We start from the raw sequence: 17,544 nt of genomic DNA, 5'->3' as shown, positions 1-17,544 counted from the left end.
TAATTCAAGTTCTATAAAAATTCGCATTTAATGGAAAAAATCACAAAAGAGGTCTACCTAAAATGGTATGAAGATATGTTGTTCTGGAGAAAGTTCGAGGACAAACTAGCAGCTGTTTATATTCAACAGAAAGTTAGAGGTTTTTTACACCTTTATAACGGTCAGGAAGCTGTTCTAGCAGGAGCACTTCATGCAATGGATCTTTCTAAAGATAAAATGATAACTGCTTATAGAAATCACGTACAGCCAATTGGTATGGGTGTGGATCCTAAAAGAGTTATGGCGGAATTATTTGGAAAAGTTACTGGAACTTCTCAAGGTATGGGGGGGTCTATGCATATTTTCTCTAAAGAACACCGTTTTTATGGAGGTCACGGTATTGTAGGTGGTCAAATTCCATTAGGAGCTGGTTTAGCTTTTGCTGATAAGTACAAAAAAAGTGATGCTGTTACTTTGTGCTACATGGGTGATGGTGCTGTAAGACAAGGTTCATTACACGAATCTTTTAACTTAGCAATGTTATGGCAGTTGCCAGTTGTATTTATTTGTGAAAATAATGGTTATGCAATGGGTACTTCAGTAGCAAGAACATCATATTCTACAGATATTTGGAAATTAGGTCTTGGTTATGAAATGCCATGTGGGCCAGTTGACGGAATGGACCCTGTAACTGTAGCAAAAGAAATGAGTAAAGCTATTGAAAGAGCAAGAACTGGTGGCGGACCAACTTTCTTAGAAATGAAAACATATAGATATAGAGGTCATTCTATGTCAGATGCTCAACATTATAGAACTAAAGATGAAGTTGAGGAATACAAAAAAATAGATCCAATTACTCAAGTACTTGATGTAATTAAAGATAAAAAATATGCTTCTGAAGATGAAATTGAAGCAATCAATAAAAAAGTGAAATCTTTAGTTTCTGAATGTGAGAAATTTGCAGAAGAATCAGATTTCCCTCCGGTAAACCAAATGTACGATATGGTTTACGAACAAGAAGATTATCCATTTTTACAACATAAATTATAGTTAGATGGCTGAAATAATTAATATGCCAAGACTTAGTGATACCATGGAAGAAGGTACAGTCGCTAAGTGGTTAAAACAAGTAGGAGATAAAGTTGAAGAAGGCGACATATTAGCTGAAATTGAAACAGATAAAGCTACAATGGAGTTTGAATCTTTTCAAGAAGGAACTTTACTGCATATCGGAATTCAAGAAGGTGATGGTGCGCCAGTTGACACTCTTTTAGCTATAATTGGTGAAGAAGGTGAAGATATTTCAGCATTAATTAATGGTGCTAGTGCTCCTGCTGAAACACCAGAAGTTGCTGAAGAAGAAACTCCTGCGGAAGAAACTACTTCATCTGAAGCTACAACTGAAATTCCTGAGGGAGTTGAAGTTGTTAAAATGCCTCGCCTTAGTGATACTATGGAAGAAGGTACTGTAGCTACTTGGTTGAAAAAAGTAGGTGATAAAGTTGAAGAAGGTGATATTCTTGCAGAAATAGAAACTGATAAAGCTACAATGGAGTTTGAATCTTTCTACTCTGGTACTTTATTATACGTAGGTATTCAAGAAGGTGAATCATCACCTGTTGATGCTGTTTTAGCTGTTATTGGTCCTGACGGAACAGATGTTGATGCTATTTTAAATTCAAAACCGGCTTCAGCTCCTAAAAAAGAAGCTCCAGCAAAAACAGATGCACCTAGTGCTCCGGCTAAAAAAGAAGCAGAAACAGTTGCTGCGACAGCACCTGTTAATACTAATGACGGACAACGTGTTTTTGCTTCGCCATTAGCTAAAAAAATAGCTTCTGAAAAAGGAGTAAACTTAACTCAAGTTAAAGGAACTGGTGATAATGGAAGAATTGTAAAGAAAGATGTTGAGAACTTTGTTCCTGCACCAGCAACTCCTACTGCAAGTGCATCAGCTTCTGTTGCAGTTCCTGTTGGTCAAGAAGGTTTTGAAGAAGTTAAGAACAACCAAATGCGTAAGGTTATTGCTAAGCGTTTAGGTGAATCTAAATTTACGGCTCCTCATTACTACCTTAACATTGAGGTGGATATGGATAATGCAAAAGCTTCAAGAGTTCAAATTAATAGCTTGCCAGATACTAAAGTATCATTTAATGATATGGTGGTTAAAGCATGTGCTATGGCTTTAATTAAGCATCCGCAAATAAACACTTCTTGGAAAGGTGATACAACTATGTTCAATAAGCATGTTCATGTTGGTGTAGCTGTAGCTGTAGAAGATGGTTTAGTTGTTCCTGTACTCAAGTTTACAGATCAAATGGCATTATCTCAAATTGGAGGTTCTGTTAGAGAGCTAGCAGGTAAAGCACGTAATAAAAAGTTGACTCCTGCAGAAATGGAAGGTAGTACATTTACAGTGTCTAACCTTGGTATGTTCGGTATTGAAAGTTTTACTTCTATTATCAATCAACCAAATTCTGCAATCTTATCAGTAGGTGCTATTATAGAAAAGCCTGTTGTTAAAGATGGTCAAATTGTTGTAGGTAACACGATGAAACTTACTTTAGCTTGTGATCATAGAACAGTTGATGGTGCAACAGCAGCTCAATTTTTACAAACATTAAAAGCATTTATTGAAAACCCAGTGACAATGCTGGCGTAATTAATAATAAAAGCGAATTTATATGTAAAGCATCCTAAGTAATTAGGGTGCTTTTTTATCTTTAATTCTTAAATGATTTATATGAAAACATTAATCTGTACTATTCCATTAGCTTTGTTTTTAAGTTGCGGAACTGTAAAAATGAAAGAAACTAATCTGGCTGATATCACACCGGTAACAGAAAAAGAAAAAGTAACTCCTGTGGCAATATCTTCTAATGAAGTACAATTTTCAAGCTCAGATAGAATTGAAGAGTTGATGAGTTTTTTAGCTTCTGATGATTTAGAAGGTAGGGACTCGGGAAGCGAAGGAATAGAGAAAGCGGCTAATTTTATTGAAAATATTTTTAAAGAAAATAATGTAAAGCCTTATTTTAAAATCTATAAAGACACTTTGTCTAATTATAATAAGACATCATATAATGTTGTTGGTGTAATAGAAGGTAATGATCCAGTTTTAAAAAATGAGGTTATAATTATTGGTGCTCATTATGATCATATCGGTCATATTAAAGCTGTTAATGGAGATGATATTGCAAATGGAGCTAACGATAATGCATCAGGAACAAGTACAGTATTGGAATTAGCTCGTTATTTTGGCAATACAAAAACAAATAAAAGAACATTGATTTTTTCTTTGTTTAGTGCAGAAGAAAAAGGGCTCTTGGGGTCAAAACACCTGTCTAAAAAATTAAAAGAAGAAAATTTAGATTTATATGTGATGCTCAATTTTGAAATGGTTGGGGTGCCACTAGTAAATAAAAGTTACACCATGTATTTGACAGGTTATGAAGAATCAAATATGGCTGCTATTGCTAATAAATATGCTAAAGGTAAATTAGTAGGTTTTTTGCCAGAAGCAAAAAAGTATAATTTATTCAAGCGTTCAGATAATTATCCATTTTATAGTGCATTTAACGTGCCTTCTCAAACATTTTGTACTTTTGATTTTACAAATTTCAACCATTATCATGGTGTTGATGATGAGGTTGAGCTTATGGATTTCTCTTTTATAGCTGGCTTGGTAAATAAGGTGATTCCTATGGTTGAAGGAATTACGAATGCACCAACAAAAGAAATTAAATTTTAAGAATGGCAAATATTATTATTACAGGTTCAAGTAGAGGAATTGGTTTTGAAATGGCAAAGCTTTTCGCTGATGATGGGCACCAGGTTTTAGCATTATCAAGAAATGAAAAACCTATTTTAAGTTTGAATCATAAAAATATTCATACTTTTTCTTTTGATTTATCGCAACAAGAAGATTTACAAAAGCTTCAAAATTATGTATCTGAAAATTGGAAACAAGTTGATGTTTTAATTAATAATGCTGGTAAATTATTAAATAAACCATTTTTAGAAATTTCCCCTTCAGAATTTGAAGAAGTGTATAAGGTTAATGTGTTTGGTGTGGCAAATGTTACACAACTTGTATTACCGAATATGCCCAAAACAGGACATGTAGTAACTATAAGTTCTATGGGGGGTGTTCAAGGTAGTATGAAATTTCCTGGTTTAACAGCTTACAGCTCTAGTAAGGCAGCTGTTATTACGCTCACAGAGCTTTGGGCAGAAGAATTTAAAGAAAATGGGCCTTCATTTAATGTGTTAGCCTTAGGCGCTGTTCAAACTGAAATGTTAGAAGAAGCTTTCCCTGGTTATAAAGCACCCAATACAGCATTAGAAATAGCATCTTATATAAAAGAATTTGCTTTAACAGGAAATAAATTTTATAATGGTAAAATGCTACAAGTAAGTAGTACAACTCCTTAGTAAAATAAAAATCATTTTAAAACTTCACATGCTATTTGGTATATGTGTTTAAAAATTAAATATTTATATAATGAAAATTTATGTAATAACTGTTTTTAGTTTATTAGTAATAGGTTTAGCTTCATGTACTCAAAGAGTTGCATCACCTTCAACAAACAGAGTTGTAATTAAAAACAGGCCTACAGTTTATAAGGTTGTAAAAGTAAAAGGAAAACGATACTATTTTTGGAACGGAAATCATTATAGAAAAACAAAGAATGGTTATGTTCTAGTCCGCTTTTACAATAACTAAACCGAGTCAAAGAAGTCTATTATTATATTTATATTAAATAAAATGTATATCGCTTATTATTTGATATTTATGTTATTTTTGTTTTATGCGTAGGACACTTGAAAAATACCTTCCTGAAAGAGCTGTAGATTTATGCATTGGATTAATAAAGGAAAATAGTGTTAATTTAAAAATTGTAAATCAACGTGTTACGCGCCATGGTGATTATAGAAGATTACCCGATGGTACACATAAAATAACAGTAAACTCATCTTTAAATAAGTATCGGTTTTTAATTACATTGGTTCATGAGATAGCTCACTTAGTTGCTTTTGAAAAATACGGACGAACTATTAAACCCCACGGTTTAGAGTGGAAAAAAACTTTTCAAGTATTAATGTTGCCTTTAATACATCCTGAAGTTTTTCCTAGTAAAGTATTACCATTAGTAGCGAATCATTTTAGAAACCCATCTGCAAGTAGCGATACAGATGCAAAATTGTCATTAGCTTTAAAGCAATATGATGCAACCTATAAAGATAGTACGCATGTTTTTGAATTGCCCATTGGTAGTATTTTTAGAATTAATAATGGACGAATATTTCAAAAAGGAAATAGAAAAATTAAACGATATGAATGTGTTGAAGTAAATTCAGGTAAAACCTACTTGTTTCAACCCAATGCAGAAGTAGAATTGATAAAAAACTAAAAGTTATGAATAAGAATTATTACGCAGTTTTAATGGCAGGTGGAGTAGGTTCAAGATTTTGGCCTATAAGTACATCAGAATACCCTAAACAATTTCATGATATGTTGGGTACTGGTGATACTTTAATTCAAAAAACCTTTCAACGTTTAAATAAATTTGTTCCCATTGAAAACATTTTAATTCTTACGAATGAACGTTATAATGATTTAGTTTTAGAGCAATTACCAATGGTAAAACAAGAGCAAGTTGTTTTAGAGCCAGCTATGCGTAATACAGCTCCTTGTATTTTATATGCTTCATTAAAAATACAAAAACAAAATCCTGATGCTGTAATGATTGTGGCACCAAGTGATCACTGGATTGAGGATGAAACTGCTTTTGCGAACGATGTAAAAGCTTGTTTTGATAAGTGTGAAGAAGAAAACTCATTATGCACTTTGGGTATCACACCAACTTTTCCTAATACAGGTTTTGGTTATATTGAATTTGATAAAAACAGTACAGATAGTTTAAAGAAAGTAAATCAGTTTAGAGAAAAACCTGATTATGAAACTGCTAAAGATTTTTTAGCACAAGGTAATTTTCTTTGGAATGCAGGAATTTTTATGTGGAGTGTAAAAACTATTGTTGATGCTTTTAAAAATTTCCAACCTTCACAGTTTGAATTATTTGAAAAAGGATTGCCGGTTTACAATACAAGTGAAGAACAGGCGTTTATAAATGAAAACTATCCTAAAGCAGAAAATATTTCTATTGATTATGCAATCTTAGAAAATTCAAAAAGTATTTATGTGCAGCCAGCTACATTTGACTGGAACGATTTAGGTACTTGGGGTTCTCTTTATGATAAGTTAGATAAAGACGATGCTAATAATGCTGTAGTAAACAGTAAATTATTAACTGAAGATGCTAATGGTAATATGATTAGATCAGAGAAAGACAAAGTTGTTGTTGTTGATGGTTTAAGCGATTACATTATAGTTGATAAAGAGGACGTTTTGTTAATATACCCAAAGTCTAAAGAGCAAGATATTAAGCAAGTACTTGTAAAGGTAAAGGATAAATTTGGGAAACAGTATACCTAAAAAATGAATAAAAAATTAGATAAAGATCATATCACGCCGAATAGCGATGAAAAAGCTAAAGGTGATGAGGTAAAAAAGGACTTTAAGGGGTTAATAGAATCTACAAAAGAGTTTCTTTCTGAATTATTAGATATTCGAAATAATACAGATCAAGAAGCTACACGAGAATCTATAGTAGCAGATATACCTTTTAAAGGACACACCTCTTGGATTTTGATTTGTTCTATATTTATTGCATCTATAGGTTTAAATGCAAATTCTACAGCAGTGGTAATTGGAGCCATGCTTATATCGCCACTAATGGGGCCTATTTTAGGTATGGGGTTGTCATTAGCAATCAATGATATTGATACGCTAAGACGTTCTTTAAAGAATTTTGGTGTAATGGTAGTTTTAAGTATCCTAACTGCATTTTTATTTTTTAAGTTTTTTCCTTTACGAGACGAATCTTCTGAGTTGTTAGCACGTACAGCACCGGATATTCGTGACGTTTTAATTGCCTTTTTTGGTGGTTTGGCATTGGTAATTGCTCGTGCTAAAAAAGGAACAATAGCGAGTGTTATTTTTGGTGTAGCAATTGCAACAGCTTTAATGCCACCTTTATGTACAGTTGGTTTTGGACTGGCAATTGGCAATTGGGATTACGCGAGTGGTGCTATGTATTTGTTTACTATTAATACTATATTTATTGGTTTAGCTACGTTTTTAGTAATAAAAATATTGCGTTTTCCAATGGTTCGTTATGCTAATTCAGAGCGTCGTAGGTTCATTAGTAGAGTAGCCTCACTCGTTGCAATATTAGTTATGGTTCCTGCAAGTTGGACTTTTTATAAAGCTTGGAAAGAGTCAAATTATAAAAGTCAAGCCAGGGAATTTATTTCAGAAAATATTGCTAAATATCAGTTTTCAGGTAATGGTTTGTATTTGGATAATTTAACTAATATTCAATATCATGGTGGAGATCAATCGTTATACGAAATGATTTTTGGTAGTGATGAAGAAAAAAAGCAATCGGTTATTGAGGTAATGTTTATGGGTGAAGAATTAGTCCCAGATAATATAATTTCTACTTGGAATGATGCTAAAAATGAAAAGTATAAAGAATTAAAAAATACTAAACTCAAGATAATTCAAGGATCTAAAAATAAAGAAATAGATCAAATGAAGTATGTTGAAGAACTTTACCAATCTAAGAAATCGGAATTGTTAGGTAAGGAAGAAAAAATTGTTTTGTTAGAAAAAGAATTAGTCCAGCTAAAGAAATTAGTTTCAACACAAATACCATTTAAAGATGTTAGTGTAGAAGCTAAAGCTAATTATGAAAGCCTAGCTTCAATGGGGTATTCATACACTATAAGAACAGATTTTGAAAAAATGGATACTATTCCGGTTTTTGAAATTAATTGGAAAGAAAAAACAAAACGAAAAGATAAAGACGCTGACCTTAAAAAAATATCTGAGTGGTTAAAATTAAGGTTGAAAAACAATAAAATTCAGGTAAGAGAAGTAACAGACTAGTTGCGTTCTTCAATATACATTTGTCTTACTTTTTTAAATAATTCAGAGGAATAAACAAAGTCAGTTACAGCTTCATTATCCGTCTTAAATATTTCTTTGTTTGTGCCTTCCCATTCTTTATGGCCATTCTTTAAGAATAATATTTTCTGGCCAATTTCCATAACTGAATTCATATCATGTGTATTTATCACAGTGGTAATGTCGTATTCTTCTGTAATTTCTTGAATAAGGTTATCAATTAATATAGCTGTTTTAGGATCTAAGCCAGAATTTGGTTCATCGCAAAAAAGATATTTTGGGTTCATTACTATCGCTCTGGCAATAGCAACTCTTTTTTGCATACCTCCTGATATTTCTGCCGGGTATTTTTCATGAGCATTATCAAGATTAACACGTTTTAAAACAGTATTCACTCTGTCTTGCATTTCAGATTTTGATTGTTTCGTAAACATTTCTAACGGGAACATTACATTACCTTCAACAGTCATAGAATCAAACAAAGCGCTCCCTTGAAAAACCATTCCCATCTCTTGGCGTAAATCACGTTTTTCATCAGCAGAAAGGCTAGAGTAGGTTCTGTCATCATAACAAATATATCCAGTTTCTGGCTCAAACAAACCAAGCAAACATTTTAAGAAAACAGTTTTACCTGATCCACTCTGTCCAATAATTAGATTTGTTTTTCCTTTTTCAAAAGAAGTGGTAACCCCTTTTAAAATTTTATTTTCTCCGAAAGATTTATGTAAATCGTTTACTTGAATCATTAGCCTAATAAAAGTTGAGTTAGTATATAGTTTGTAATAATAATAGCAACACTCGTCCAAACAAATGATGTTGTACTCGCTTTACCAACTTCTAAAGCACCACCTTTCATATAATAACCATGGTATGAAGGTATAGTTGCAATAATAAGCGCAAATAATATACTTTTTATAAAAGAGTATGTAACGTGATAAGCAATAAAATCTAATTGCAAACCTTCAACAAAATCAGCACTTGTGCTAAAACCACCAAAAACACCGGCAACCCAACCACCAAATATTCCAACATTCATAGCTATAGCTATCGCGAATGGATAAAATAAAAGAGCTATAATTTTAGGAAAAACTAGGTAATTAAGTGAGTTTACGCCCATTACTTCTAGAGCATCAATTTGTTCAGTAACTCGCATTGTACCAATACTTGATGTAATGTATGAGCCTACTTTACCAGCCATAATAATAGAAGTGAAAGTTGGTGCAAATTCTAATATAACAGATTGCCTTGTGGCAAAACCTATTAAATTTCTAGGTATTAAAGGATTTGTGATATTTAATGCTGTTTGTATAGATACAACACCTCCAATAAAGAAAGAAATAAATATGATGATGCCAAGAGAGCCAAAAATTAACTCGTCTATCTCTTTTAATATAAGGGGTTTCATTATTCTCCATTTCGTAGGTTTTTTAAAAACCTCACGAATCATAATAAAATAACTCCCAATAGATGCTAGGTAGTTCATTGGTAAAATTAATCTAGTTATTGTAAAAATAATAATATTAAACCGTAAGTGTGTTCTAATTATTAAAAAGAACAGCAACTATTAAAATTCATTTAACTATTTATTCAATTACGAATGTATATAATTAACTAATTTTAGCACATAAAATCTATTTCATGAATAAGAATAATTTTGCAGTATTATTTGTAACTGCGTTTATGTTTATTACTAGTGCTTCATTACAAGCGCAACGTAAATCGAAAAAGAACAAAGAAGAGGTTGTCGCGGTAACAAAAACAGCACCATATACCTCACCAAAATTGGTGGTAGGTATTATTGTTGATCAAATGAGGTTTGATTATGTTACTCGTTTTTGGGATCAATACGGTGATGGAGGTATAAAAAGATTAGTGAATGATGGTTTTAATTGTAAGAACAATCATTTTAATTATGCGCCAACATATACAGGTCCTGGTCATGCTTCGGTTTATACTGGTACTACTCCAGCAACACATGGTATAATTGCTAATAATTGGTATGATAAAAAATTAGATGAAAGTGTGTACTGTGTCCAAGATGATTCATTTAATTCTGTTGGAACAGAAACTGATGCAGGTAAAATGTCTCCGTTCCGTAATAATGTTACAACAATTACTGATGAGTTGAGATTACATAATCAAATGAAAAGTAAGGTTATTGCTGTAGCAATAAAAGACAGAGGAGCAGTTTTACCAGGGGGGCATACGGCAAATGGTGCTTATTGGTTTAACGGAAAAAATGAAGGTAATTGGGTAACAAGCTCATTTTATATGAATGAATTACCAAAATGGGTGAAAGACTTTAATAATTCTAATGTGGCAGAAGGCTATAAAAAACCTTGGAATACTTTAAAAAACATTGCAAGTTATACGGATAGTGGTTTAGATTCTAATGCTTACGAAGGGCTTTTTAAAGGTGAAGCTAATTCTGCATTTCCGCATGATTTACCGGCCTTATGGGAAGAAAATGGTCAGTTTGATATTATTAAGGCGACACCATATGGTAATAGTATTACTGCTGATTTTGCTTTGGCTGCTTTAGAAGGTGAAAAATTAGGAACTGATGCTATTACAGATTTTCTAGCAATTAGTTTTTCAAGTACCGATTATGTAGGGCATAAATTTGGTGTAAACTCTAAAGAAATAGAAGACACTTATATAAGGCTTGACGTTGATTTACAAAGAATTTTAAATACTTTAGATGAAAAAGTAGGTAAAGGTGAATACACCGTTTTTTTAACGGCAGATCACGGAGCTGTTGATGTGCCTTCTTATTTAAAAGATCAAAAAGTACCTGCGGGTTATGTTGATAATAATCAAATAAAAGCAAAGTTAGATGAGTTCGTAAAATATAATTATGGAACTACTGACATTGTTAAAAACATTTCAAATGGTCAAATATTTTTAGATCATAAAATTGTAAAAAACTTAGATTTATCGTTGAGTGAGATTGAAGAGCAATTGGCCAAAGAAATTATGTCGTATGGTATTTGTAATAGAGTTTACACAGGTGAGCAAATGTGGAATAATGAATATACTAAAGGAATACCTTCAATACTGCAAATGGGGTACAACCAAGAACGATCAGGTGATGTGCTTTTAGTTTATAAGCCAGATTATATTAGTTATTCAACAACAGGATCAACACATGGTTCTGCTTACTCTTATGATACACATGTTCCATTATTGTTTTTTGGTAAAGGAATAAATAAAGGGGAGACTTATGAGCGTACCGAAATTCCTGATATAGCACCAACTATAGCATCATTGTTGGGTGTTGAATTTCCTAGTGGAACAACAGGTAACCCAATTAGCAAGGTTATAAAATAATTAAAAAATTTGCTTTTTAATACCCTTCCAACGAAGGTTGCGAATATATTGGCCCTCTTCTGGTGTAACTAGATAGAGGGCTTTTTCTTTCTTAGCTTTTTTAAAACCATTCATATTATCAAAAAAAGCATTTGTTTTTCCTTGCTTAACTGCCATTTTAATTGAAGCTATAAGTGTAATTAAATAGCCATAGCGCATAGTGTACATAGCTTTACCTTGTAATAGTTTTGCTTTTTTATTGTAAGCACCACCTATTGGGCGTAAATGTTTTACATGTAAATTATCAAGTGTAACTATTTTATATCCATGGTACTGAACTAAAAGTTCATCTACAGTGTCCCAACCCATAGCATTTTTTAAACCACCAATACTTTTAAAACATTTTTTAGAATATGCTTTAAAAGCACCTCTAACATGATCTTTGTTCATTGGGTGGTTAAGTTTCCATTCTCCTTTTTTGTTTTTCTCATAAATAAAGCCACCAACAACACCTGCGTTTTTATTTAATTTAAAAGTTGTAGCTATAGTTTCAAAGTAATTATCAGGTAAAAGAATGTCAGCATCAAGCTTTACAATAAAGTCAAAATTATCATCAAGTAGGTTTAACCCTTTATTAAAGGCATTAATAACTTTACTTCCTGGCATATGTTCTGTTGAAGAAGTAGTGTTTAGTTTATTGAAAAAAGAAGCTTTTTCAATAAACTTATCCATAATAGCTTCGGTAGAATCAGTAGAATTGTCATTAACTAATATTACTTTTTTTGGAGCAAGCGTTTGCGATAAAATAGTATTTAAAGCACCTTCTAAAAAAGCTTCTTCGTTGTGCGCGGGAATAATGATATAATAGTCCATATTTATATAAAAAATCAAAGATATATATGAAACAACTGTTTTTGTGTATAATCGATGAAATTAATTTAAAAATCACCAGTTTTTTGCTCAGTTTTAGGCTGTTTTTTGTTAAAATATCCGCTTAAAGGTGTATTTTTTCGATGAAATACACTTTTTGTGATAAAACCTATGAAATATTAATAGGGATTACTCAGAAATATTTAGTGAATTTTGTCCCAGATATTAACCCCTTTATCGATATTATTATGAAAAACCTATTTAAGTATCCCATGATTTTAATAGCATTTATTACAAGCTGTAATACAGCTATTTTAGCACAAAATTCTCACAAAGCTTCATTAACAAGAGCAGAGATTATTGAGAGAGAAAAAAGAGAACAGAACTATTTAGAGCTTAAAAAATTGGGCTATAAAGAAAAAGAAATATATGAAGATTTAGGTAATGCAAATTTCTTAAGTGAAAATTATGAAGCTTCAGTATACTGGTATATGAAATTATTTGAAATGAATAATGATGATACAATTAGTGAAGGTTATTACAAACGTTTCAATTATGCAAAGCAAGTGGTAAGTAATACAGTATTTGGTAACAGCAAAGATACTGGTGATTGGTTAGCAGAAATGAAATCTGATTATAAAGTTAAAAAACCTTCAAAATTTAAGCCATTAGATGCTGGTAATAGTTTTTCAACAGAAGACTTAGAAGCATTTGTTGCTAATGAAGTTAAAAAGACATCAAAAAAGATGAATGAAAATACAGCCCAAATTGCTGTAACACCTGACGGTAGAACTGCATACTACACTAAAGCAGTAAAGATTAAGCCTTTATACGGGGTGTTTTCTAAAAAAGAAACAGTTCATAAAATATTTAAAGCAGAAAAAAGAGCAGGAGAGTGGCAAACCGTTGCTGAGGTTGCACTTAGTCCTACGAATTCATCTTCAATGCACCCCGCAATTTCCGAAGATGGTAAAAGATTGTTTTTTGCTTCTGATATGCCTGGTAGCTTTGGTAAGTTTGATATCTACGTTGCTGATATTAAAAGAGATGGAAGTTTTGGTGTAGCTAAAAATTTAGGTAAAAAAGTGAATACAAATGAGGACGATTTGTATCCAAATATTGTGGGAGGGACATCGCTATTCTTCGCATCAAATGGACATAAAGGTTATGGGGGACTAGATGTCTATTTGGCTGAAGTAGCAAAGAACAAGGTTGGCTGGAGTGTCAACCTTGGAAGTCCCATCAATAGTAATCAAGATGATTTTTCACTAGATATAATGAATGAAAAAGGTGTAGGTTATGTACAACTGAATAGAGGTAAAGATAATGGTGTAGCTGAAAAGGTTAGCTATGCATACTCTAAATCAAATGATAACCGTAAAGATTATAACAGTCTTGAGGCTTTAAATATGGATGCTAATATTAAATATTCAACATCAGTTTTTGAAGATAAATAAACCAGAAATTTTTGCCCCACAACTATAACTGGTAATTATAAAATACATTCTCACATTAAAATTTGTAATCATGAACAACGCAGCCCCACAGTCGAATAAATTTTTCATACTACTTGCTTTAGGATTATTGTTTAGTATGCAAACTATATTTGCGCAAGAAACAGCTTCAGATTTTAGTACTAAGACTACATACCATAACCAATTGTTTTTTAACAGGTTTTTAATTAACCCTACATTCTCATTGGTTAGAGAAAACAAGTCATACATTAATATTTTACATAGAAACCAATACACGACTTTTGATGATAATAATCAAAACTACTTTATAGGTTTTAGTAATAAATTAAATGATCATACGGCTTTAGGTTTAGGTGTTTACAGTCAGTGGTCTGGTGTTGTTCAAGAGTTTGGGTTTAATGCCAACTATGCAACTGCAGTTCAATTAAGTAGCAATAGTTCTTTAACTTTTGGTACTAATGTAACATATTTTAGTGATGGTTTAGATAGTAACCGTGTGGTGGCAGATCCGAGCGATCCTGCTTTAGCAAATGCCGAAAAGCAAAGTAAAATTGCTATTCAACCAGGAGTAACATTGTCAGTAGGTAAATTTGACTTTAGTGTTTATGCGCAAGATTTATTCAAGTATAATCAAACAACAAATGAATTTTTAACAAATTTTTCTACACAAAGCGTACAGGCATCAGTACAATACACTCATATGTTTGGCGCAACAAGAGGTTTGTTTGCTAATGCACGTTTAACACCATTATTACAAATTAGTGGTAGTGAAAATAATAGTATTGCTTATGTAGGTTCTGTTGTCTTAGAAATGCCTGAATTTGGTTGGTTACAAACTACGTTAGATGATGAATATGGTTTATCAATGGGTTTTGGATTTAACTTAAGTAATAAAATGTCTTTAGGATATTTAATGGAGAAAGATGTTGTTGAAGAAGAGGCTGATTTAGGATGGAACCACGAAATATCTGTAGCATATACATTTAAAAATAACAAGAAAACCTTAGCAGATTATGCTGATAGTTCTCAAGATAGTAAAGTTGACGCTATCATTAGAAACTATGAAGAGCAGATATTAAGGTTAATGGAAGAAAAAAAGCAAAGTAATGATATAGAAGAAGTACAACCAGAAGTAAAAGAAACTATTTCTACAGAACCAATTGAAAAGAGTACGCCGAAAACACATAAAAAGAGAAGAAGAGGCACTAGATCTATGCCTAGCAGAAACTCTGGGGTTGGAGTTGCTAGCAATGATACTAATGTTACTGAAGATCATAATTCATTGGCATACCGTAACAGCTTAATTTTAGATGAAATCTTATTAAGACAAGATTCTATTGAAGCTGCTAGAAATGAAGAATTTGATCAAAGATTTGAAGCTATAGTACGCATCTTGAAAAACGAGATTAAGAGTGCAAAAGAGAAAGAGCAGGGGGCTAGTTCTACAATTGCATCTAATCAAGGAAACAAAAAGTCTTACACTTTGAATAACACTAAAAACAATGCACCAACTAAGGTATATGAGAAATTACCAATAAAAGTGCTTAATCAATCTGATATTATTGGGGTAAAATCAGGTTATTATGTAATTGCAAATGTGTATAAGACTAAAAAGTATTTAACTGCTTTTATGGACAATTTAAAGAAGAAAGGCTTAAACGCTAAGCAGTTCTACAATAAAGAAAACGGTTTATACTATGTTTACTTGGCAGATTTTGATTTTAGACAAGATGCAGAAATGGCTTATGGAACTAATTTAAATGGGAAATACAACGATGAAAAGTGGATTATGCAAGTTGATAACCTTGGCACTGCTACAGCATCAAATATGTATGAAGATTAGTAATAATAATATTTATGAATTTAATTAGTGTTATGGGAACTAATTAATTAGGTTGGTTTGGTAAAAATTCGCTAGAACGTCAATAATAGTATTTAGCTATTTAGATGTTTTTTAGCGAATTTTTGGGATTTTAAGATTTTGCCTAAAAACTTTTCGATGAACGGTAAGCCTTTGAATTTCATCTATAAGCCGTTGTATAGCTTTGCTGTATAGATGAACTACGTACGTATTTTCTTCAAAAAATATATCAGTAAGAAAAAACTTACCTTTTTTGTTTTGAGAATACGACTATTTTATTAATTTTATTCAATATTAAATAGATAATAAGTCTTGTTACTAATATTAATAAGACCAATTAAATTTAATAGTAAACAGTTTAATAATTAATTACAAAAAGAGCGTATAGTAAAAAATTACAGAATTTTAACCCAAAACCCCAAAACCCCAAATTATGAAAAATCTTACCCCTCGAAACCTAAAAAAAGAATCCCAAATTCTTTTTCTAAAAAAGAAAAAATCTTTAGAACTTTTTAAAGATAATATTGATCAAGTTAATCCCTTTAACTTTTAAATAGATCAATAGTTTTTGTAAATCAAAGACAATAAATAATCTAATTTTATAGCAAGTCATAAAAAGGTATCGGTCCAATATCTTTATATGTGCTGTAGTATATTATTTTCTTTAGTTAGCGTTTTGTTCGATGCTGACCTTAGATTCTATTGTCTTGATTTTAAGTAATTTATTTTATTATTAATGTTGTTGTCATGCTATTTTAGTGTAGTTGTGATAGTGACCAAATCCCCCACATTATGAAATCAAGTAACCTTAAAATTATGGTAATAGATAGTGATCTAAGTTTTCACCAAAATTATCAAACCTATTTCAATAATTATGTAGATTATTCATTAGCTGGTATGTATACTTCAGTTAATGGAGCGTTATTACATTATAATGAAGTACAACCAAATATAATACTAACAGAAGTTGCCGGAGCTGATGTCGACGGTATTGAGGCTATACATCAATTTAAGAAATTAGACCCAAGTGTAAAAGTGGTAATGTTAAGTACAAATAATGATTTTGAACTAGTAAAAAAAGCTTTTAAAAATGGTGCAAATGGTTATTTATCTAAACCAATCAACGAGCATAGGCTTTATAGTGCCTTAGAGGGCGTCAAAGAAGAAGGAGCGGCTATAAGTAGTGATATCGCAAAAAAAATAATGGCAATGTTTCAGCGTAAAAATTATGCATCATTCTCAAAAAGAGAAAATCAAATTATTGATTTTTTAAGCCAAGGTGGTACTTATAAATCTATTGCTGAAAGCTTATTTATTACGGCAAGTGCAGTTAATTTTCATATTCAAAATATTTATTTGAAGTTAAATGTTAACTCAAAATCTGAAGCTTTAATAAAATTAAGAGAGCTTGAGGCATTTTAATTAAAATATTAATTTCAGTTGAAAATTGCTTTTTTGAGTATTTGGCCATAAATGCTCGGAAAGGCTTTTTTATATTTTTTCAGCATAAACAATATAATATCTAGGTGTAAACTTTCTAAGTAAAGGTCTTACACCTATTTTTTTTGTAGGATTGGTAAACTTTTCGCGATCAATTATTTTCCAACCAGCTTTTTCTAAAAGCCAATCAAACTGCCAATCTTCAAACTCATGATAATGTCTGTCCCATTTATCAGTCTTGCTTTGGTAAGCAGGTGAAAACCATAAACGCATAGGTATACTAGCGACCAATTTATTAGCTTTTATTTCCCTTAAAACATTAAAAGGTGCTATCAGATGTTCAAATATTTCAAAAGCAGTAACTACCTGGGCATTAGAGTTTAATACTGATGAAAAATTGAGGTCTAAATCTTCTCCTTTTGTATTTTCAACAGCATATCCTTTTTCTGTCATTATTTTTGAAAAAGGATTTTCAACACCTAAATCTAAAATTGAATGCTCAGTTGTAATATGTTTTTCAAGAAATTGTAATGTATGTTTAAAACGCTTACTCGGAAAATTATTTTCGTACATTA

General features: G+C 31.6%; 16 protein-coding genes. 12 read left to right on the top strand and 4 right to left on the bottom strand.

The window, feature by feature from the left end; translation table 11 throughout:
- Positions 1-30 precede the first annotated feature (30 nt).
- The 8 genes from pdhA to KO500_RS12015 all read left to right on the top strand — a co-directional run bounded on the left by pdhA (position 31) and on the right by KO500_RS12015 (position 7,996).
- Entirely contained in the window at positions 31-1,029 is a 999-nt protein-coding gene (gene pdhA / locus KO500_RS12050; RefSeq protein WP_215956795.1) for a pyruvate dehydrogenase (acetyl-transferring) E1 component subunit alpha, read from the top strand.
- Positions 1,030-1,033: 4 nt separating this feature from the next.
- Positions 1,034-2,641: a pyruvate dehydrogenase complex dihydrolipoamide acetyltransferase gene (locus KO500_RS12045; protein WP_215956794.1), complete on the top strand. Its 1,608-nt coding sequence runs from the start codon at positions 1,034-1,036 to the stop codon at positions 2,639-2,641.
- Positions 2,642-2,722: 81 nt separating this feature from the next.
- Positions 2,723-3,730, top strand: coding sequence for a M28 family metallopeptidase (locus KO500_RS12040; protein WP_215956793.1), 1,008 nt, complete (start codon positions 2,723-2,725; stop codon positions 3,728-3,730).
- Positions 3,731-3,732: 2 nt separating this feature from the next.
- Positions 3,733-4,413 carry an SDR family NAD(P)-dependent oxidoreductase gene (locus KO500_RS12035; RefSeq protein WP_215956792.1) on the top strand — a complete coding sequence of 227 codons (681 nt, stop codon included), beginning with the start codon at positions 3,733-3,735 and terminating at the stop codon, positions 4,411-4,413.
- 70 nt (positions 4,414-4,483) lie between these two features.
- Entirely contained in the window at positions 4,484-4,705 is a 222-nt protein-coding gene (locus KO500_RS12030; protein WP_215956791.1) for a hypothetical protein, read from the top strand.
- An 85-nt stretch (positions 4,706-4,790) separates the two neighbouring features.
- Entirely contained in the window at positions 4,791-5,393 is a 603-nt protein-coding gene (locus KO500_RS12025; protein WP_215956790.1) for a SprT-like domain-containing protein, read from the top strand.
- Positions 5,394-5,398: 5 nt separating this feature from the next.
- On the top strand, positions 5,399-6,478 hold the full coding sequence (locus KO500_RS12020) for a mannose-1-phosphate guanylyltransferase (RefSeq protein WP_215956789.1): 1,080 nt from the start codon (positions 5,399-5,401) through the stop codon (positions 6,476-6,478).
- A 3-nt stretch (positions 6,479-6,481) separates the two neighbouring features.
- The gene (locus tag KO500_RS12015; protein WP_215956788.1) at positions 6,482-7,996 is read left to right on the top strand and encodes a DUF389 domain-containing protein; all 1,515 of its coding nucleotides are present in this window, start codon (positions 6,482-6,484) and stop codon (positions 7,994-7,996) included.
- Here KO500_RS12015 and KO500_RS12010 read toward each other — a convergent pair.
- On the bottom strand, positions 7,993-8,760 hold the full coding sequence (locus KO500_RS12010) for an ABC transporter ATP-binding protein (protein ID WP_215956787.1): 768 nt from the start codon (positions 8,758-8,760) through the stop codon (positions 7,993-7,995). The two genes, KO500_RS12015 and KO500_RS12010, sit on opposite strands and share 4 nt — an antisense overlap.
- A complete protein-coding gene (locus KO500_RS12005) occupies positions 8,760-9,497 on the bottom strand; it encodes an MlaE family ABC transporter permease (RefSeq protein ID WP_215956786.1) in 738 nt (245 codons plus the stop codon). Before KO500_RS12005 ends, KO500_RS12010 begins: the two co-directional genes overlap by 1 nt.
- Positions 9,498-9,652: 155 nt before the next feature.
- Here KO500_RS12005 and pafA point away from each other — a divergent pair, with 155 nt between their 5' ends.
- On the top strand, positions 9,653-11,344 hold the full coding sequence (gene pafA / locus KO500_RS12000; protein ID WP_215956785.1) for an alkaline phosphatase PafA: 1,692 nt from the start codon (positions 9,653-9,655) through the stop codon (positions 11,342-11,344).
- Here the strand turns inward: pafA and KO500_RS11995 are convergent, their stop codons facing one another.
- A complete protein-coding gene (locus tag KO500_RS11995; RefSeq protein ID WP_215956784.1) occupies positions 11,345-12,196 on the bottom strand; it encodes a glycosyltransferase in 852 nt (283 codons plus the stop codon).
- Positions 12,197-12,441: 245 nt separating this feature from the next.
- Here KO500_RS11995 and KO500_RS11990 point away from each other — a divergent pair, with 245 nt between their 5' ends.
- The 3 genes from KO500_RS11990 (at position 12,442) to KO500_RS11980 (ending at position 16,951) form a co-directional block, all read left to right on the top strand.
- Positions 12,442-13,650, top strand: a complete 1,209-nt coding sequence (locus KO500_RS11990) for a cell envelope biogenesis protein OmpA (protein WP_252732488.1) — start codon at positions 12,442-12,444, stop codon at positions 13,648-13,650.
- 70 nt (positions 13,651-13,720) lie between these two features.
- On the top strand, positions 13,721-15,511 hold the full coding sequence (locus KO500_RS11985) for a PorP/SprF family type IX secretion system membrane protein (RefSeq protein WP_215956783.1): 1,791 nt from the start codon (positions 13,721-13,723) through the stop codon (positions 15,509-15,511).
- Between the two features lie 810 nt (positions 15,512-16,321).
- Positions 16,322-16,951, top strand: a complete 630-nt coding sequence (locus KO500_RS11980) for a response regulator transcription factor (protein ID WP_215956782.1) — start codon at positions 16,322-16,324, stop codon at positions 16,949-16,951.
- A gap of 69 nt (positions 16,952-17,020) precedes the next feature.
- Here KO500_RS11980 and KO500_RS11975 read toward each other — a convergent pair whose 3' ends face one another.
- Positions 17,021-17,542, bottom strand: coding sequence for a methyltransferase (locus KO500_RS11975; RefSeq protein WP_215956781.1), 522 nt, complete (start codon positions 17,540-17,542; stop codon positions 17,021-17,023).
- Between the last annotated feature and the right edge of the window lie 2 nt (positions 17,543-17,544).

This window comes from Cellulophaga baltica (assembly GCF_018861125.1).
Classification (GTDB): domain Bacteria; phylum Bacteroidota; class Bacteroidia; order Flavobacteriales; family Flavobacteriaceae; genus Cellulophaga; species Cellulophaga baltica_A.
Note: the sequence above shows the minus strand (reverse complement) of the source record. Positions and strands in the feature narration are given on the sequence as shown.